The 19303-nt window shown below is 62.6% G+C and carries 14 protein-coding genes; 6 read left to right on the top strand and 8 right to left on the bottom strand.

What is annotated here, in order from left to right:
• Positions 1–417: 417 nt before the first annotated feature.
• The 6 genes from ACODTY_RS14215 to ACODTY_RS14190 form a co-directional block, all read right to left on the bottom strand.
• The gene (locus tag ACODTY_RS14215; RefSeq protein ID WP_488994903.1) at positions 418–2145 is read right to left on the bottom strand and encodes an NADPH-dependent assimilatory sulfite reductase hemoprotein subunit; all 1728 of its coding nucleotides are present in this window, start codon (positions 2143–2145) and stop codon (positions 418–420) included.
• 7 nt (positions 2146–2152) lie between these two features.
• The gene (locus ACODTY_RS14210) at positions 2153–3985 is read right to left on the bottom strand and encodes an assimilatory sulfite reductase (NADPH) flavoprotein subunit (protein WP_488994902.1); all 1833 of its coding nucleotides are present in this window, start codon (positions 3983–3985) and stop codon (positions 2153–2155) included.
• A 602-nt stretch (positions 3986–4587) separates the two neighbouring features.
• Positions 4588–5904 carry a hypothetical protein gene (locus ACODTY_RS14205; RefSeq protein WP_488994901.1) on the bottom strand — a complete coding sequence of 439 codons (1317 nt, stop codon included), beginning with the start codon at positions 5902–5904 and terminating at the stop codon, positions 4588–4590.
• 233 nt (positions 5905–6137) lie between these two features.
• Entirely contained in the window at positions 6138–6902 is a 765-nt protein-coding gene (locus ACODTY_RS14200) for a Crp/Fnr family transcriptional regulator (protein ID WP_488994900.1), read from the bottom strand.
• A 273-nt stretch (positions 6903–7175) separates the two neighbouring features.
• Positions 7176–7493, bottom strand: a complete 318-nt coding sequence (locus ACODTY_RS14195; RefSeq protein WP_488994907.1) for a cupredoxin domain-containing protein — start codon at positions 7491–7493, stop codon at positions 7176–7178.
• A gap of 120 nt (positions 7494–7613) precedes the next feature.
• Positions 7614–8306, bottom strand: coding sequence for an RNA polymerase sigma factor (locus ACODTY_RS14190; RefSeq protein WP_488994899.1), 693 nt, complete (start codon positions 8304–8306; stop codon positions 7614–7616).
• Between the two features lie 178 nt (positions 8307–8484).
• Here ACODTY_RS14190 and ACODTY_RS14185 point away from each other — a divergent pair, with 178 nt between their 5' ends.
• On the top strand, positions 8485–10026 hold the full coding sequence (locus ACODTY_RS14185; RefSeq protein ID WP_488994898.1) for an FAD-dependent oxidoreductase: 1542 nt from the start codon (positions 8485–8487) through the stop codon (positions 10024–10026).
• Positions 10027–10167: 141 nt separating this feature from the next.
• Here the strand turns inward: ACODTY_RS14185 and ACODTY_RS14180 are convergent, their stop codons facing one another.
• A complete protein-coding gene (locus tag ACODTY_RS14180) occupies positions 10168–12186 on the bottom strand; it encodes a hydantoinase/oxoprolinase N-terminal domain-containing protein (RefSeq protein ID WP_488994897.1) in 2019 nt (672 codons plus the stop codon).
• A 444-nt stretch (positions 12187–12630) separates the two neighbouring features.
• Between ACODTY_RS14180 and ACODTY_RS14175 the strand changes: the two genes are divergently transcribed.
• Positions 12631–12858, top strand: a complete 228-nt coding sequence (locus ACODTY_RS14175) for a hypothetical protein (RefSeq protein WP_488994896.1) — start codon at positions 12631–12633, stop codon at positions 12856–12858.
• Between the two features lie 36 nt (positions 12859–12894).
• Here ACODTY_RS14175 and ACODTY_RS14170 read toward each other — a convergent pair whose 3' ends face one another.
• On the bottom strand, positions 12895–13734 hold the full coding sequence (locus tag ACODTY_RS14170; protein WP_488994895.1) for a LysR family transcriptional regulator: 840 nt from the start codon (positions 13732–13734) through the stop codon (positions 12895–12897).
• Between the two features lie 137 nt (positions 13735–13871).
• On the opposite strand from ACODTY_RS14170, the gene ACODTY_RS14165 reads away from it, so the two are divergent.
• From ACODTY_RS14165 to ACODTY_RS14150, 4 genes are all read left to right on the top strand, one after another.
• Entirely contained in the window at positions 13872–14537 is a 666-nt protein-coding gene (locus tag ACODTY_RS14165; protein ID WP_488994894.1) for a 5-formyltetrahydrofolate cyclo-ligase, read from the top strand.
• Positions 14538–14642: 105 nt separating this feature from the next.
• Positions 14643–16238 (top strand): cytochrome c oxidase subunit I, encoded by a 1596-nt coding sequence (gene ctaD / locus ACODTY_RS14160; RefSeq protein WP_488994893.1) that lies wholly within the window; start codon positions 14643–14645, stop codon positions 16236–16238.
• 167 nt (positions 16239–16405) lie between these two features.
• Complete coding sequence (locus ACODTY_RS14155; RefSeq protein ID WP_488994892.1) at positions 16406–17827, top strand: glutamine synthetase family protein; 1422 nt, start codon at positions 16406–16408, stop codon at positions 17825–17827.
• 121 nt (positions 17828–17948) lie between these two features.
• The gene (locus tag ACODTY_RS14150) at positions 17949–19235 is read left to right on the top strand and encodes an NAD(P)/FAD-dependent oxidoreductase (protein WP_488994891.1); all 1287 of its coding nucleotides are present in this window, start codon (positions 17949–17951) and stop codon (positions 19233–19235) included.
• Positions 19236–19303 lie beyond the last annotated feature (68 nt).

Genomic DNA, 19303 nt, shown 5'->3' with positions numbered 1-19303 from the left:
CCTGCTCCGTGGCAGGGTTGACGGTGGTGAAATAGCGTCCCGACAGCGGCTTCACACGGCGCCCGTCGATCAGCAGATCCTGCATCGCCAATGCAGTCATGTCATTCATGTTCGGCCTCCCGAAATACGTCCAGCCCTGTTGGACAGGTTCCTCGCGTATAGGGTCGGCCAGCGGCAAGGGCCTGTAAATATGATATTTTATGCAAGTGTAATAGGCACCCAACGCGACAATGCTTTTGCATTTCGCGTGTTTGACCCAACGTGAACCGTCGGTTTGAGGCCAGCCAATGTCGTGTACATGACCAGCGATTGCCACGGAATGCGACGAAAAAGCCCACCGCCAGCGACGCTGGACAGTGGGCCGATTTCCTGGTTTCCGGACCGCACGATACCGGGGGTATTGACCGCCTGATTGGGTCAGTCGTTGAAGAAGCGGCCTTCCTTCACTTCCGCGACATAGCCCGCGCGAATGGCGAAGTCGCCGAAATGCTCGCCCGGCAGGCGCTCAGCGGCGAATTGTGCGATCACCTTCGAAAGCAGGTCGAGGATGGCTTTCTCGCCGACATTTTCGAGCGCCATCTTGTTGAGGCGCTCACCGTGGAAACCGCCGCCGAGATAAAGGTTGTACTTGCCCGGCGCGCGGCCGGTCAGCGCGATCTCGGCAATATAGGGACGCGAACAGCCGTTGGGGCAGCCGGTCATGCGGATGGTGATCGGCTCCTCGGTCAGGCCATGCTCGGCAAGGATCGCCTCGATTTTCGTGACGAGATCGGGCAAATAGCGCTCGCTCTCAGCCATCGCCAGCCCACAGGTCGGCAAGGCGACACAGGCCATTGAATTGAGACGCAGGCCGCTGCCGGCCTGAAGTCCGTCGAGCTTGAACTCCTTCAAAACTTTTTCGATTGCCGGCCGGTCGTCCGGCGCGATGTCGGCAATGATCAGGTTCTGGTTCGGCGTGACGCGGAACATGCCCTTGTGGATGCGGGCCACCGCGCGCAGGCCGTCGAGCAGGGCGCGATCGGGGAAGTTGCTGACACGGCCGTTCTGGATGAACAGCGTGCAATGCTCGCGGCCATCCTCGCCGGTCGTCCAGCCGATCGGATCGCCATTGGAGGTAAAGCTGTAGGGACGGGCCGGTTGAAGCGCGAAGCCAAGCCGGTTTTCGATTTCCGCCGCAATCCAGTCCAGCCCCTTGTCGTCGACTGTGTATTTGAAGCGCGCGCGGCCACGATCCAAGCGGTCACCATAGTCGCGCTGTACCGACATCACCGCATCGCAGGTTTCCAGAACCTTGTCCGCCGGCACGAAGCCGATGACGCTGGCAAGACGCGGATAGGTCTGCGGCGCCTGGTCGGTGCGGCCCATGCCGCCACCGATGGCAATGTTGAAACCGACGAGCTTGCCGTTGTCGACAATGGCGATGAAGCCGAGGTCCTGCGCATAGACATCGATATCGTTGATCGGCGGAACGACGAAGCCGATCTTGAATTTCCGCGGCATGTAGGTCTTGCCGTAAAGCGGCTCTTCCGGCCCGCTCACCGGCGTGCGCTCCTCGCCGTACCAGATTTCTTTGTAGGCGCCGGTCTTGGGAATGGCGTGGTCGCTGGCCTTCTTGGCGAGGGCATGAACCTCGGCGTGCAGGGCCGACAGTTGCGGATTGATCGAGGCCATGACGCCGCGCGAATCATCGCCGCAGGCCGCCTTGGTATCGAGCAAAACGTCGCGCAACCCTTGGATCAGCGAACGCAGGTTCTGCTTGTGAATGTAGTGGAACTGGAAGGTCTGGCGCGTCGTCAGCCGGAGCGAGCCGGCGCCATAGGCGCGGCCAAGCTCATCCAGCTTCAGCCATTGCGCCGGCGAAAGAACACCGCCCGGCAGGCGCACCCGCGCCATGAAACGGTAGGCCGGCTCCAATCTCTGGCGACGGCGCTCGTCGCGGATATCGCGGTCGTCCTGCTGGTAGATGCCGTGGAACTTCATCAGCTTGATGTCGTTGCCCGGCACGGCCGCCGTCAATTCCGCATCGAGGCCGGCGGCAATGGTGCCGCGCAACTGGTCGCTGTTGGCCTTCAGCGTCTCGTCCGGACCCAGCCGGTCGAGCGGCTGGGAGACATCGCGGCTGCGGTCTTTTTCGAGCAGGGTCATTGCGGCCTCAGTAAACGTCGATCTGGTAGCGGTGGCTGCTCTTGAGCCCGGCGAGGTATTCAGCGGCGGCAGCTTTGCCGAGGCCGCCTTGCTCGCTGACGATTGCCGCCAGCGTGGAATGCACGTCCGGCGCGAGTTTCGCCCCGTCGCCGCAGACGTAGATGTGAGCGCCCTCTTCCAGCCACGCATAGACATCGCGGGCCTGCTCGAGCAGCCGATGCTGGACATAGGTCTTTGCCGCGCCGTCGCGCGAGAAGGCGACGTTCATGCGGCTGAGAACCCCGTCCTTCAACAGACCCTGCCACTCGGTCTGGTAAAGGAAATCACTGTCGAAATTGCGCTCGCCGAAGAACAGCCAGGATTTGCCGGAAGCGCCCCGCGCCTCGCGTTCCTGCAGGAAGGCGCGGTAGGGGGCAACGCCGGTGCCTGCCCCGATCAGGATGATCGGCGCGTCGTCCGCCGGCAACCGGAAATGCGGATTGGCCTGGATATAGACGGGCAGTTCGGTGTCCGGTTCGGCATGCCGTGAAAAATGCCCGGAGGCGACGCCGAAGCGCTGCTCGTCGTTCAGTTGATAGCGCACGGTGCTCACCGTCAGGTGCACTTCATCGGGCGCGGCCAACAGGCTCGACGCAATCGAATAGAGGCGCGGCTGCAACGGGCGCAGCCCGGCTGCGAATATCTGGGCGTCGACGCCGGTAACCGGGAAGCGCCGCACAATGTCGATGACGTGGTTGGAACGAAGGAAGGTAGCGCGGGCTTCAACCGCCGCTTCGCCCCGCAGGGCCTTCAACTCGTCCGCACCGCTCACCTCGGCCCAGTGTTCGATGAAGCGCGGCGTTGCGGCGGTGATTTCCAGCGTGGAAGACAGGGCGTCGCCAAGCGTGGTGGCGCGGTCCTTGACGGCAAGGGGCGCATCGGCGGAAAGCGACAACGCGCCGAGAAGCGCTTCGACCATTGCAGGATCGTTGCGCGGCATCACGCCCAGCGCATCGCCCGGCTCGAAGGTCAGGCCGGAGTCGGCAAGCGACAATTCGACGTGGCGAGTTTCCTTGCTCGAGCCCTTGCCGGTGAGCGCGAGGTTGTCGATGATCGTTGCGGTGAACGGCGACTTCTTGTCGTAGGTGGGAGCAACGGCCGACGCTGCGGAAGCAGCCACAGTATGAATTGGCACCGCCGGCGCAACGTCCGGCTTGATCTGGTCCACCGCCGTCTTGATCCAGCCCTCGGCCGGATCGTCATAGTCGACATCGCAGTCGACGCGATCATGCAGGCGCGTCGCGCCAAGTTCAGCCAGGCGCGCATCGAGCCGCTTGCCCGCGCCGCAGAAATACTCGTAGGTCGAGTCGCCCAGCGCCAGCACGGCGTAACGAACGCCTTCGAGGCGCGGCGCCTTGCGGCTTTCGACGAATTCGAAGAAGCCCACCGCCGAAAGCGGCGGCTCGCCCTCGCCATGCGTGCTGGTGATGACCAGTATGTCCTGCTCATCCTTGAGCTTGCGCGGCTTGTATTCGGCCATGTCGGCAAGCACCGGCTCGACGCCGGCCTTGCGCGCGGCGTCGGCCAACAGCTTGGCAACGCCGGTGCTGTTTCCGGTTTCACTGCCGTAGAGAATGGTCAGCGTGCGGGTCACCGCCACGGCGGGCGCGGTTGCCGCCGGTGCGTGCAGCGGGAAGGCCAGATCCGCAGCGCCGGCGAAGCCACGGGCGCTGTGCTCGATGCCGGCAAAGTATCCGCTGATCCAAAGCGCCTGGCCCGGCTGCAGCGAAACCGCAAGCGTGCTCAGCCGCTCCCACTGCTCTGCCGTAAATCCCGGGCCGGGAAATTGAAGTGCCGTCATTTCGGTTCCTCCCTCGCCCGCGTGACAAAGCGCTGCCAGGCCGTCGCGTGGCGCGGCAGCTCGAACACGTTGAATTCATGCGGTTTTGAAGTCTTTCGACGGGAGAAATGACTCGGACTACGGTCGCAGACAAACGAATGATATTGCTGATATGGTGCAAGAAAATTGCAGGCAATTGTTCTTGAAACGGGCATTCTGCCGAGGGTCGGACAGGCGCATCAATCCTTCTAACAACATGCCGCCGCGTGGATGAAACGTGCGGACCGACGGAGGAAATATTTTTGCGCGCGGGCGCAGATCTGGCCCGAAAACTCGGCCCAAACCACTGTCGTACTGAGAGTTTTTAGCAAAGTAGCTTTGTCGAGCGACATCGAGCAGATGCATGGATGCGCAGAAAGCCGGATCTCTGTAGTTGCAGGACACAGCAGAAAAGCCTCCGCCCGGCAGCGACAAGGAGCATTGCAGGGACGACCACCCACGTCCTGCACGCTCACTTCCGCTACCGGGCGGAGGACCTGCGCGGCAAAAGCCACGCTGACCTCACCCAGGACAATTCCGGGAAACGCGAGACTGCTTTCCCGGAACCGCCCGAAGGCTATGGATCAGATACCTTTCAGGTACTCGACCAGGTCGGTCTTGTTGCGCTGGCTGAGGTTCAGGCTGAACTGCTTGTCGTAGTGATTGACCACGTCGAGCAGAGAAGCGAACCGGCCGTCATGATAGAAGCCGCCCTTCTGGTGCGACCACAACCCTGCCAGCGGGGCCGTGCGGTACATATGCGTCGGAGAACGATCAGCCTGGAAGCTGTCGACGCCCATCTCTTCAGGCGTGTGCATATTGTAGCCCGGTTCGGTGAACAGCGGCGGCACGTGGCAGGTCGAGCACTTGCCGGCGCCCGAGAACACGGCCTCGCCGCGCTTGAAGGCAGCCTTGTCGAACGTTCCGGCCGGAGCCTTCGGCGCAGGTAGGGACAACTGGTAGAAGTGAAGCGCCGCCAGCTTGCCCGTGGCGTCGTCCGGCGAGTGGCGCGTATTGCCGGCACCTGACTTGGATGCCACCGGATACTGCTTCTTGTCGTCGAAGCGATGATCGACGAACGTCGCCATGCCGTGCATTTCGGTGCCGGCGACATAGGCGTTCCAGTAGGTCACCGAGCCGGCGCCGGTCGATGTCGCGAGGTTGAACCCGGCGAGGCCGAAGGCCGGTGGGATCATCGTCGCGGCAGCCTTGCCGTCGGGGCGCAGCGCCTTGCCGTCCTTGTCGAGATAGGCGTCGTAGCGGCCCGGACCCCAGCTTGCCAGCACCTTCTTGACCGTATCGGCATCGACGCCAAGCAGATCGGTGAAAGGCTTCAGGTTGGGTGCCAGGGAAACGATCGCGCCGACATTGAGGTCACGGTTGGCCCAGCCGTCGAGGCGCTTGCCGATACCGGGCGCAAATGAATCGTCAACCGTCGAATGGCACAGCGAGCACTGGATGCCCATCGACTTGACGCTACCATCCTTGTTCAGGAAGGCCTTGACGCCAACAACCGCGTTCAGCTTCAGCAACGCGAGTGTCGTTGCCGGATCGTCGAGATTGACCTTGCCAGCCGCGATCTTCCTCTTGAGAGCCTTTGGCAGCGCATCGGCATCGACCTTCAGGCCGACTGCCAGTGCCGTTTTTGGCGATACGCCGGGACCGACGCCACCGTTCTTTTCGCCGGCCACCGCCTTGTGCAATTGTAGCGCATCGCCCCAGAAGGCCTCGCTGCCGAACGTGTCGTAGCGAAAGGTTTTCTTGCCTTGGTCAAGCATGGTACGTGCGTACTTGCCAGCAGCTGCGTCGTATCCGTCGACCTTGGCCGCGGTCGTCGCCCCGATGGCCAAAGCCATCCCTAGCGAAGCCGCCGTTCCTATCAGCAGAGCTTTCCGTTTCATGACACCCTCAGACATTCGAGTTCGTTTGCCTTTGCAGCACCGCGCGCCGAACAGGACGCGCAAAGGGCGCTGCAGATCGTTCAATCAGCGCGTCGTCCGTTCCGAAATCGGCTTCGGCATCGTGCGCCAGAATCCATCCGCATCCAGTTTTTCAAAGGATGCGCCAAATCCTAATATTGATGGTTGCGTAGAGTGGAAGCATTGTCAGTTACATCCGTAACAAGCTGAATTTATTATTCGAATGAAACATCCGACATGGCTTCCAGTTTATTCTGGTCGACCATGAGGAGACCGCGCGTCGTGTACTGGACGACGCCGTTTCGTCTAAGACTATTCAAGGCAGTGGATATTCTTTCACGCCGAGCAACAACCATCTGCGCGATCTCTTCTTGGGTAAGGTAGATCGGTATCTCGACCATTTCGCCGGATTGCCGGCCAACCTTGCGGGCAAGGACCGACAGCACATTGGCCAGCCGCCTCACGGTGCCGTCGGCGGCGAGCGTGTTGATCTGGCTGTAAGCATCCTTGAGGGTATGGCTGAAGACGTCGATCATCGCCGTCATCATCGCCGGCTTTGACGCCAGCAACTGCCTGATCTCGTGCAGCGGAACCGCCACAACCTCGACCTTTTCCAGAGCAACGGCCCAATCGGGGCGCTCGGTCTCGGTCAGGCAAAGCTCGCCGACGACATCGCCCTGGCAGCGCAAATCATAGATGACATCGCTACCGCTCGACGTGGTGGCGCCCACTTTGACGAAGCCGCTCTTGATGAAGAAGAACACGCGGTCGCGGTCGCCGACATTGTAGATGACGTCGTTCTTGCGGAAGGACGTCAGCCGCCGGCTGGACAGGAATTCGGCGCAGTTGCCATGGCCGAAGGCCGAACAGAGAGCGTTCGAAATGGTTGCCTGGCGTCCCATCGCCACGTCCGCAGCGAGGTGGTCGCCGCGTTTGTTGCTGAGTTCAGAAGATAATGCTTCGCGCACGGCAAGTGTCATGAGGCACCCCGGATAGAGTTGCTGGACTTTTCTTGTGTGCCGCCCGCGGTCGTTCGGGGCCGAAGCCGGACAGGCCGGTGCGCCGTGAAGGGAACGGCGCACCGATGGAAAGCCAGCCTGCGGCGGCTGTCGGAGGCTTTCCTTGCCTGCCGCGCGTCACAAGCCGACGCGTGGCTCCTGCATGCCTTTCCCGGGGTCCGTCGCCGGTACGGGAAAGGCGGGTCTGTCATCCGACGGCAGGTCTGCAACTGCGCAGGCTACCCGGAGCCGCCGTTACTTGGCGGATACGATGATGCGGCCCTTCATGTTGGGGTGGAAGCGGCAATAGTAATCGATGGTGCCGGCCTCCGTCACAACATAAGTTCCCGATTTCTTCGGTGGCAGCATGACTTCCCAGCCACCCTTTACCGTCGCGGTATGCGCAAACGGATCGTTGTTGACCCACTCAATGGTGTCACCGACCTTCGCCTGCACGTCGATCGGGTTGTAAACGAGCTTATTGACCTGGACCTGGATGGTTTCGGCCTGCGCCGCGGAAGCGAAAAGGCCAAACGCCAACGTTGCCGCAATGAAAATAGACTGTCTCAATATCCTGATTCCTACCTTGTACCGGCCCAGCTCGAAACGTTACGCCCGACCTGTCATCCGTTACTCATTGGATACGCGGTACTCAGAAACGTTCCCGGAAATCGCACACCACGACCGGCCGGATCACTCCGACAGACCGAGACGACCAAGGACTGCAACGGTCAGCCGCTCGCAGCGCCGGCCCGCGAACGGGAAGGCATCGAGCAAGACGGGACCGATCTGCGCGTCGAGCTCCTTGCGCACGAGCTGCCGGGCGCGATGGAGCCGGGTCTTGACCGTCTCCGGCTTGACGCCCAACAGTTCGGATGTCTCGTCGATGTTGAGCCCTTCGATGACGCGGGCGACGAACACCGTGCGATAGACATCCGGCAAATTATCGGTTGCACGCTCGACGAGATTGAGGATTTGCCGTTGCGCCATGGTCCGCTCCGGATCGTCATTGCTTACATTGACTGGAAACTGAATGATGGTGGCTTCGGGCTGCCGGCTCGATTCCGGCACTTCGACCGATCGCCGTTTCTTGCGCATGCGCCCGAGCGCCTCGTTGATGACGATGCGCGACAGCCAGGTGGCCAGCGAAGAGTCGCCGCGGAACCCATCGAGATGCGAGAACGCGCGGACATAGCCTTCCTGGACGATGTCCTCGGCTTCGCTGTCGTTGCGCACAATGCCGCGCGCCAGCCGGTAGAGCCGCTGGTTGTGCGTCTTCATGATGGTGCGGAAGGCCGAGGCGTCGCGGGCTCGGGCCCGCTCCACGAGTTCAACGTCGCTCAGACCGTCCGTGCTTCGCGTAAGGGGCTTGCCAACAGGTGCCATGGGTTCCTCCACGTTTTGGTCATTAGATGGCACGGCGGAAAAAAGGTTCCCGTCATTGCGCATCAGCAAATTCCGCGGCGGAAAAGGCTTCGCCAGGGAACCTTTTTGGCGTCTAATCATCCAAGCTCCCATAACGTGCTCGCCTGATGAGCGCCCGTTTTTAAGAGGAAGCGCAACAATGTCATCGCATGAGCCCCAGGAAACCGGACCCGACCTGACGCAAGGCGTCGCCATAGACGCCTTCGGCGCAAACGGGCTTCTACAGGGGCATGTCGATGGCGAGCCGGTGGTGCTTGCCCGCGTCGGCGACGAAATCATGGCCGTCGGCGCCAACTGCACCCACTACGGCGCGCCGCTGGCGCACGGAATCGTGGTCGGCGACACGGTGCGCTGCCCTTGGCACCATGCCTGTTTCAGCCTGCGCACCGGCGAAGCGGTCAATGCGCCTGCCTTCGACCCCCTGGCGCGCTGGAAGGTGGTGCGCAAGGGCGACACGGTTTCGGTGACCGACAAGCTGCCTTCGGGGAATGGCGATGCGGCAGCGCCAGAGACGGATACGACCGCGCACCCCGAGAAGATCGTGATCGTCGGCGGTGGCGCCGCCGGCTTCGCCGCTGCCGAGATGTTGCGCCGGCGCGGCTTTGAGGGCGAGCTCACCATGATAAGCGCCGACGCAGACGCCCCCTACGACCGCCCCAACCTGTCCAAGGACTACCTTGCCGGCACTGCGGAAGAGGCATGGATACCGCTGCGCTCGGAGGATTTCTACAAGGACAACCGCATCGACCTGCACCTGTCGACCGCCGTCGAGCGCATCGACACCGACAAGCGCTCGGTGACTGCCGTCGACGGGCGTACCTTCGGCTATGACCGCCTGCTTTTGGCAACAGGGGCCGAACCGATCCACCTCAAGATTCCCGGCGCGGATCGCCCGCATGTCTTCGTGCTGCGCTCGCTGGCCGACAGCCGTGCCATCATCGACAACATCCAGCATGCAAAGTCGGCAGTGGTCCTGGGCGCCGGCTTCATCGGGCTGGAAGTCGCCGCAGCCTTGCGCAGCCGCGATCTCGAGGTCCATGTCGTGACGCAGGACAGCCGGCCGTTCGAGCATATCCTCGGTCCCGACCTCGGCGACTTCATCCGCGCCATCCATGAAGAGCACGGCGTCAAGTTCCATCTCGACACCACGATCGGCAACATCAACGACAAGTCGGTGATCCTGACGAACGGGCGCCAGATCGCGGCAGACATGGTCATCATCGGCGTCGGCGTCAGGCCGCGCGTTGAGCTCGCCAGCGCCTCCGGCCTTAGCGTCGACCAGGGCATCGTCGTCAATGAATATCTCGAGACGAACGTGCCGGGCGTGTTCGCGGCCGGCGATGCCGCTCGCTGGCACGACATCGCCAGCGAACAGTCGCGACGCGTCGAGCATTGGGTCGTTGCCCAGCGCCAGGGCCAGGTTGCAGCCGAGAATATGCTGGGCTTCGAAAGGCCGTTCCTAAGCGTGCCTTTCTTCTGGAGCGCGCATTACGACGTCACCATCCGCTACACCGGCTATACCCGCTCGTGGGACGACATCGAGATCGAGGGCAGCCTTGCCGAACACGACTGCATCATCAGCTACAAGCTGGGCGGCAAGGTCGTTGCCGTCGCCGCGATCGGGCGGGATGCGCAATCCCTGGCCTGCGAAGCCTCGATGGGCGGTGAAGCCGCGGCCTGATACCGGAGCGGGTTCACGGTTCGCTGGAAAGCTCTAAAGCGCGTCGCGATCTTTCGGATTCGTTTGACGCGCGTTGGCTCCTTGATTTCGGACATGTGCTTATCCCGAAACCGGATCCCGGTTTCGGGACAGAGACCTGCATCAAGAGGCGACGCGCGGCCTTCCGGTCGCCGTCGCCACCACGAAGGCTTCCACGAAACTGCGCTCGCCCTCGATGGTCGCGACCTTGATGTCGCGGGCGATTTCGATGCGGGCCTGGTCGGTTCCGGCGCGCTCGGCAAGCAAGGCAGCCATCTCGCGGATATGCGCCTCGGCTGCCGCCATCGCTTCTTCCTCGGTCTCGAAATCATCGAGCCTTTCGCCGGCGTTGACCCTGAACAGGCCGATCTCGGGCTGGCTGACGCGCGCTTCCGCCGACATGCGCACCTGCCCGACAACTGCGCCCAGCGCATTGGCGACATCGGCATCCTTGGCGATCTCGCAGTCGTTGCCGATAAGCGCTGGCAGCTTGGCGTAGTGGAGATGGGCCGAAGCGCCGAGGCCGATCACCGGACGGTCCAGCGCAATCGACAGGCGCGCCATGCCGCCCTCCTTGTTGATGGCCCGCTGCACCAGCACATTGGCGACAGACACATCCGCCTCAAGGCCATCTTCGGCAAAGACCGTCTCGATCATGGTTTCGGCTGAACGGCGGGTGACGGCGGCAAGCACCATCTCGGAGAAATCATCCCCGCTCTCGGCAATCGTCTGGCCCTGGCCGTTGCGGCGGCGGGCAAGAAGCTCAGCGCCCAGCCTGGCCGCCTCGGCGCTCCAGTTCGCCTGCCGGCCAAGCGCGTGCGCCGCGTCCGACGGCGTGAAGCCGACGATATGGGCCAACCCGCGCGCAACGAGACGGTTGAGCGTCGCGATCTGCGAGGTTGCCGCCAGCAACCGGTCGAGCGGAGCCGGCTCCGTCGTCAGTTCCGCATAGAGCCTGGCCTCGGTGTTCGAAAGGCCGGAAGCCAGCCGCTCGGGGACGCCGGTGCGCATGGCGAAGCGGCCGTCCAGCCTGCTTGTGGTCGGGCTCAGCAGCTGCCTGTTCAGGCCCTTCGCGATGATTTCGCCATGCTTGACGGCAGCAAGCGACAACGGCACCAGCCGGCGCGGACCGAGAACGATGGTCGTCACCAGCGAGTGGTCCTTCAGCGCGACTTCGGAATCGCCGCCAAGGCCGAAGGTGCGCATGGCAACGGCCTCGACCATGGTGCGCATGCCGCCGACAGTCGCGCCGTCGGGATCGAGCCGCAGCCGGCCGCCATCGAGCACGGCAATATCGGTCGTCGTGCCGCCGATGTCCGACACCACGGCATTGTCGAAGCCGGTCATGTGGCGCGCGCCGACAAGGCTGGCCGCCGGGCCGGACAGGATGGTTTCAATCGGGCGCGAGCGGGCAAATTCCGCTGTGACCAGCGCGCCGTCGCCGCGCACCACCATCAGCGGCGCCACGATGTTGCGCTTGTGCAGGAAGCCTTCGGTGGCGTCGACCAGCCGGTCGATCATGGAAATGAGGCGCGCATTGAGCAGCGTCGTCAGTGCACGGCGTGGACCGCCGAGCTTTGAGGTCAGTTCGTGCGAGCAGGTGACGGGAAGCCGCGTGCGCTCGCGGATCAGCTTGCGCGCGGCAATTTCGTGCTCCGGATTGCGCACGGCGAAATAGGCCGCGACCGCGACGCCCGACACCGTTTCGTCAAGCGTTGCCAGCGCCGCCTCGAGCGGTTCCAGCGAAAGCTCGCTGGCGTTGCCATGCACGTCATGGCCGCCCTGGCAAAAGATCACCGGGTCGGAGCCCAGCGCGGCGGAGAGGCCGTTGCGGGCAAGATCGTCCTCGCCGAAACCGATCATGATGAGCGCGACCCGGCCGCCCTGGCCCTCGACCAGCGCATTGGTGGCAAGCGTCGTCGACATCGAGACAAGTTTGATCACGCCGGGCTTGATGGCCGCCTCGGCCAGCACCGCATCGACCGCGCCGGCAATGCCTTCGGCAAGATCATGGCGCGTGGTCAGCGACTTCGCCTTGGCGACGATGCCCGTTGCCTCGGACCACAGAACCGCGTCGGTGTAGGTGCCGCCCGTGTCGATGCCAAGGTAGAGCGAAGATGCCTGCAATGCCTGAACTGTCATTTCCGGTCGGCCATCCCTATCCGCAAGCAAGTGACCGTTGTCATGCCATCCTGCCTGGCAATGAACGCACAAATCCGTTCATTGGATGTGACGGCACTCGATGACACGGCAAAACTCTGCTTGGCAGCAACCAGCGGTCCAACCTGTTCAAGGAAGGAGCGCGATGGCAGACCCATCGCTTGCACATTGGAATAATGCAAGCGAAATTTATTGCGGTTTCAAGGCAATAATCTTGCGTTGAATAGCCGCCATCCGGCGTCGCAACATGGACTTTCCACTCGCCGTTTTTCATGCAGACTTGAAGAGCGGAACGCCAGCGAGCGGCGAACCGACGCACCGGACCGACATGCGCCACACGCGGCTGTCACGACAATCCAGTGCGAAAGCAATTAGATAATGCGGCCGGCGGCTCCGTTTTCGCTGATCTGGCCATGCAGGAAAGACATGCAAGTGACGACGGGCTGGAACGATCTTAGCAAGGAAGAACAAACCGCACTCAAGCGCCTCAACCGCGGCCCCTACCCCGAACTGGAGAAGGCGCTGGGCCAAAGGCTGATTGAGCTTGGTCTGGTGGAAGACAGGCCGCGCGGCATCGGCATCAACCGGGCCGGACGCGAACTGGTGATCGGTACGCTGCTCGCGGCGCGCGACGGGCAATCTTCGGAAAGCTGATTTCGCTCAGATCGCCGGTTGGCGCTCCATATCCGCCTAGCGCACGACTTCCTTCAGCCCGCGCAAGGCGTCCTGTATGTCGACGCGCGCTTCGGCGGGTTCGGGATAGATGGCATAGGCCGGATAGGTGAATTCCGGCGCGCCCTCGACGAGTTCGAGTTCGCCCGATTCCAGATGCGGTGCGATAACGCCCTTGCGGAAATATCCCATGCCGCCGGCGCGCAGGATGTAGCTCAGGCCGAGCGGTCCGAGGCCGACGAGAAGGCCCGGTTCGCCGAACGTCGCCGAACCGGAATCGTGCTGGGCCGCGAAAAGCGGGCCCCAATCGACATAGACATAGTCCTTCGAGTTGCTGACTTCGGTCCCCTTGGTGCGCACCAGCACCAGTTGCTCTTCTTCCAAAAGCTCCACCCTGAAGCCCGGCAGCAGCTTCGGCGCGTAGAGAACGGCAATGTCCAGCACGCCGGTCCTCAGTTGCTCCAGCAACTGGTCAGGCACGCCAACATGGGCATGGATGGCGATTTCGGGCTTGGATTTCTTCATCCACACCAGCCAGTCGAGCAAAAGCGGGTTCCACAGGCTGAGTTCGCCACCGAGCGCGACCACGCTCGTACGCCCGCTCGGTATGGCAAGCTGGTGGCGGGCGCGCTCCCAGATCTGCACGAAAGACTGAGCGAAGCGCTCGAACTCCCGGCCGGCCGGCGTCAGGTGCGCGCCATTGCGGTTGCGCACGAAAAGCTGCCGTCCAAGCTCCTCCTCAAGCGTGCGGATGCGGGCGCTGACCGTGGTCTGCGTTACAAAAAGCTTCTCCGCCGCACGCAGGAAACTGCCGGAATGCACGATTTCAAGGAATGTGCGCGCTCGGTCAATATCCACACTATCCCCCATTTAGTGCAATAATATTGCGTCAATGAAGCATTTAATTCCGTTTGCGTTCCACTTTCAAGCGGCGCACCGTCGCATGCGAGGTGGGGCGGGCTAGAGGCCGCGGCAGCGGCATGAACGGAGCGCATATGGCAGACAAGCGAACGGGGACACCCGAGCCTGGTACCTATGCGTCGCCGCCGTGCTTCATGCATGAAGTCTCGGACGAAGGCGTGAGCGGCCAATCCGTGAAGCAGGAAGGCTGGACCGATGTTGCCCGCTGGCGCACTGCCGAGCGGAAGCGCCTGATCGCAGCGCGGCTGGCGCTCAGCGCCGAAGAACGGCAGGCGCGTTCCGAGCGTATCGCCGCGACGCTCGACCGCATCGTCGGCAAGGTCAGCGGACGCATCATCAGCAGCTATTGGCCGTTTCGGGGTGAACCGGATCTGCGCAACTGGTCAATCCGCATCATCGAACGCGGCGGACGCATTGCTCTGCCCGTCGTTATCCGCAAGGGCTGGCCGCTCGAATTCCGCATCTGGTCGCCCGGCGATCCGCTGGAGCGCGGCCTCATGAACATACTGGTGCCGTCGCGCGGCCCATCGGTGCAGCCGGACGTCGCCATCGCACCACTGGTCGGTTTCGACGCGGCCAACTTCCGGCTCGGCTATGGCGGCGGTTTCTTCGATCGGACGCTGGCGGCCATGCCGCGCCGCGCATTCGTCATCGGCGTGGGTGCTGCCGAAAGCAGGCTCGCCACGATCTACCCTCAACCCCACGACATCGCACTGGACGCCATCGTCACGGATGAATGACAACAAAGCAGGCTCGGCCTTTTCCGGCCCGTGACGACAGGTTCCCGACCACCCGCCACCCGCAGAGACCGCAAGCCTGCCAATAGGAAAGGCAGGTAAGAAACCATGTCCGCCACCACCACAGCCGACGCCGACCACAGGCCCGGCTTCATGAGCCGTTGGCTCTTTTCGACCAATCACAAGGATATCGGAACGCTCTACCTGCTGTTTTCGATGCTTGCGGGAATTTTCGGCACCGGCCTTTCGGTCTTGCTCAGGATGGAGCTTCAGGAACCCGGCATGCAGATCTTTGCCGACCCCGGCGTCTACAATGTCGTGGTCAGCGCGCACGGCCTTGTCATGATCTTCTTCGTCATCATGCCGGCCCTGATCGGCGGCTTCGGCAACTGGATGGTGCCGATCATGATCGGCGCACCCGACATGGCCTTCCCGCGCATGAACAACATCTCGTTCTGGCTGCTCGTCGTCTCGCTGATCCTGTTCGTCACCTCGATGTTCGTTCCGGGCGCTCCCGGCGCGCTCGGCCATGGCGGCGGCTGGACGCTCTATCCGCCCTTTTCCACCGAGGGCCAGCCGGGTCCCGCCGTCGATCTGGTGATCCTGTCGATCCACCTGTCGGGCGCATCGTCGATCCTCGGCGCGATCAACTTCATCACCACCATCCTCAACATGCGCGCGCCCGGCATGACCATGCACAAGATGCCGCTGTTTGCCTGGGGCATGCTGATCACCGCCTTCATGCTGTTGCTATCGCTGCCGGTTCTCGCCGGCGCGGTGACCATGCTTTTGACCGATCGCAATTTCGGCACGACCTTCTTCAGCCCTGCCGGCGGCGGCGATCCAATCCTCTACCAGCACCTGTTCTGGTTCTTCGGTCACCCCGAAGTCTACATCATGATCCTGCCGGGCTTCGGCATCATCAGCCACGTCATCGCGACTTTCTCCAAGAAGCCGATCTTCGGCTATCTCGGCATGGCCTATGCCATCGTGGCGATCGGCGCGATCGGCTTCGTCGTGTGGGCGCACCATATGTTCACCGTCGGCATGTCGGTCGATTCGCAGCGCTATTTCGCCTTCGCTTCGATGGTAATCGCGGTGCCGACAGGCGTGAAGGTGTTTTCCTGGCTGGCCACGATGTGGGGCGGCTCGATCGAGTTCAAGACGCCGATGCTGTTTGCCACCGGCTTCGTGCTGCTGTTCACCATCGGCGGCGTGACCGGCGTGCAGCTTGCCAATCCAAGCCTCGACCGACCGTTGCAGGACACCTACTACGTCATCGCCCACTTCCACTACGTGCTATCGCTGGGCGCGGCCTTCGCCATCTTCGCCGGCTTCTACTACTGGTTCCCGAAGATGAGCGGCTACATGTACAATGAGACGCTCGGCAAGCTGCATTTCTGGACGATGTTCGTCGGCGTCAATCTGGTGTTCTTCCCGCAGCATTTCCTCGGCCTTGCCGGCATGCCACGCCGCTATGCCGACTATCCCGACGCCTATGCCGGCTGGAACTACGTCTCCTCGATCGGCTCCTACATTGCCGCCGCAGGCCTTTTGATCTTCTTCCTGATGATCCTGGAAGCCTTCAACCGCAAGCGTGCGGCTGCCGCAAATCCGTGGGGCGTCGGCGCGACCACGCTCGAATGGACCTTGTCGTCGCCGCCGCCCTACCATCAGTTCCAGCAGCTGCCGCTGATCCGCTGACGGAAGCCACATCGATGAGTTATTTCGACGGAGGGCAAGCTTTTGCCCTCCGTTTCCGCTTCTTGGACGGGATAACGGCTCGGCAAACGCGGCGTCATCGCCCGACCCCTTCCATTCCGTCTGGCGAAGCGGCATACTTCCGACACTTCAACTTATTCTGGTGATTGATGCCGCCTGTAAAAAAGGAAATACGCCCGAAACGCGCCCGCACTCCCGCATTCGTCAAGAACCTGCGCGGGGTCAAAAACTGGAGAGAAGCCACCGACTGGCTTGAATGGCGCGGCATCGAAGACATCGAATGCATCACCCCCGACCAGGCCGGCGTCGCCCGCGGCAAGATGATGCCGTCGAAGAAATTCACCTCCAACACCTCGCTTGCCCTGCCGTCCGCCGTATTCATGGCGACGATTTCCGGCGGTTATCCCGAGGATGGCAACGGCTTCGTCTATCCTGAGGATGACGGCGACCTCAAGCTTCTGCCCGACCTGTCGACGCTCACCGTAGTGCCGTGGGAGGAAGACCCGACGGCGGCCGTGATCTGCGATCTGGTGCATCAGGACGGACGCTCGGTCGAGTTTACGCCGCGCAACGTGTTGAAGCGCGTGCTTGCGGCTTATGACAAGCGCGGCTTGAAGCCGGTTGTCGCGCCGGAAATCGAGTTCTACCTCGTCCATAAGAACCCCGACCCGGACTATCCGCTGACCCCTCCGGTCGGCCGCTCGGGCCGCGCCATCGGCGGCGGCGCCGGCTATTCCATCGCGGGCGTCAACGAGTTCGACGAACTGATCGACGACATCTACCATTTCTCCGAAAGCCAGGGCCTCGAGATCGACACGCTGATCCACGAGGAGGGCGCCGGCCAGCTCGAGATCAATTTGCGCCACGGCGATCCGGTCGAACTCGCCGACCAGGTGTTCATGTTCAAGCGCACCATTCGCGAAGCGGCGCTGAAGCACAACATCTACGCCACCTTCATGGCCAAGCCGATCCAGGGGCAACCGGGCTCGGCCATGCACATCCATCAGTCGATCATCGACAAGAAGACCGGCAAGAACATCTTCACCGCCGAAGACGGCTCGGAAACCGATGCTTTCTTCCACTTCATCGGCGGCATGCAGAAACACGTGCCGAATGCGCTGGTGATGTTCGCGCCCTACGTCAATTCCTACCGGCGGCTGACGCAGGCGGCCTCCGCGCCGGTCAACAACAAATGGGGCTACGACAACCGCACCACGGCCTTCCGGGTGCCGCGCTCGGACCCTGCGGCCCGGCGCGTCGAAAACCGCATTCCTTCCTCGGACGCCAATCCCTATCTGGCGCTGGCGTCATCCCTTGCCTGCGGCCTCATCGGCATGATCACCAAGGTCAAGCCCGAGCCGCCGATCCTGACCACCGCCAACGAAGACGAGATCGACCTGCCGCGCGGCCTGCTTGAAGCGGTCGATCTGTTCGAGGGCGACGAGGCCCTGTGCGAGATGCTGGGAACGACCTTCGCCACCACCTATGCGGCGATCAAGCGGGCCGAGTTCGAAACCTTCATGGAAGTCATCAGCCCGTGGGAACGGGAATATCTGCTGCTGAATGTGTGAGGTAAGACAGCGGCGCATCGTGGGTAACGGTAATGGTGACTGATTTGATTCTGGATGGATGACGCCTGTTCCATCAGCAGCATCTATCACCATCCGATTGCCCCAACCCGTGTCTCCGCCCATGCCCTACCAGTCTCCCATTTCACCCGGCCGCTCATGGTATGAGGATACTGCCGGCCAACGCCCGGAATATCCGGCGCTTGACGGCAGCCGGAAGGCTGATGTCGTCATCATCGGCGGCGGTTTCACCGGCCTGTCGGCGGCCGCACATCTCGCCAAGGCGGGCTGCAACGTCGTGCTGATCGAGGCGCATCGCTTCGGCGACGGCGCATCCGGCCGCAACGGCGGCCAGCTTGGTACCGGGCAACGCTCGTGGGCCGAAGAGCTGGAGGCCGAGTACGGCCTGACGCGGGCCAAAGCGCTGTTCGACATGGCCGAGGAAGCCAAGGCGCACCTGCTCGAATTTGCCGAGGCCAACAAGATCGACATCGACTACATGCCGGGCCAGATGTCGGTGGCGCACAAGAAGCGTTTCGTCGACGACTACAAGGCGCATGCCGAAATCATGGCAAACCGCTTCGACTATCCGCACCTTTCCTTCATGAACGCGAAGGAGACGGCGGAGCGGCTCGGTTCGACCCACTATTTCGGCGGCGTGCGCGATGCCGGCACCGGCCACATCCATCCGCTCAAACTGGTCGTCGGCACGGCGCGCGTCGCTGCCGAGGCCGGCGCGCACCTCCACGAGAACACGCCCGCGACCGGCATCGCCACCAATGGCGGCAAGGTCCAGGTGACGACACCGAAGGGCACGATCACGGCGGACAAGTGCCTGATCGCGGTAAACGCCTATGGCGGCACGCTTGAACCCGTCAGCGCCGCCCACATCATGCCGATCGGCTCCTTCATCGGCGCGACGGTTCCGCTCGGCGCCGACTCGCCCGTGCTGCCGGGCGGCGAATCCGTCGACGATTCACGCTTCGTCGTGCGCTATTTCCGCAAGTCGAAGGACGGTCGCCTGCTGTTCGGCGGGCGCGAGATCTACGCCGTCAGCGACCCCAAGGATATCCATATCGGCATCCGCCGGCAGATCGCCGAAATCTATCCGGTCCTGAACGATGTCGAGATCACCCATGGCTGGGGCGGTTATGTCGGCATCACCGTTCCGCGCAAGCCGTTCGTGCGCGAGGTCATGCCCAATGTCATTTCGGCCGGCGGCTATTCAGGCCACGGCGTCATGCTGTCGAATTTCGTCGGCAAACTTTATGCCGAAACTGTCGGCGGCAACCGCGACCGGCTGAAGCTGATCGAAGATCTCAAAATCCCGTCATTCCCCGGCGGGCGCACCTTGCGCACGCCGCTTCTGTTCCTCGCCTTGAACTGGTTCGCACTGCGCGACCGGTTCTGATTTCGCTTAGACAACTACCAGTTTCGATGCCATCTTCGCCGGCGGCCCGCCACGCATTCGGTTGGAAT

The organism is Mesorhizobium sp. FG116, from assembly GCF_057809835.1.
Note: the sequence above shows the minus strand (reverse complement) of the source record. Positions and strands in the feature narration are given on the sequence as shown.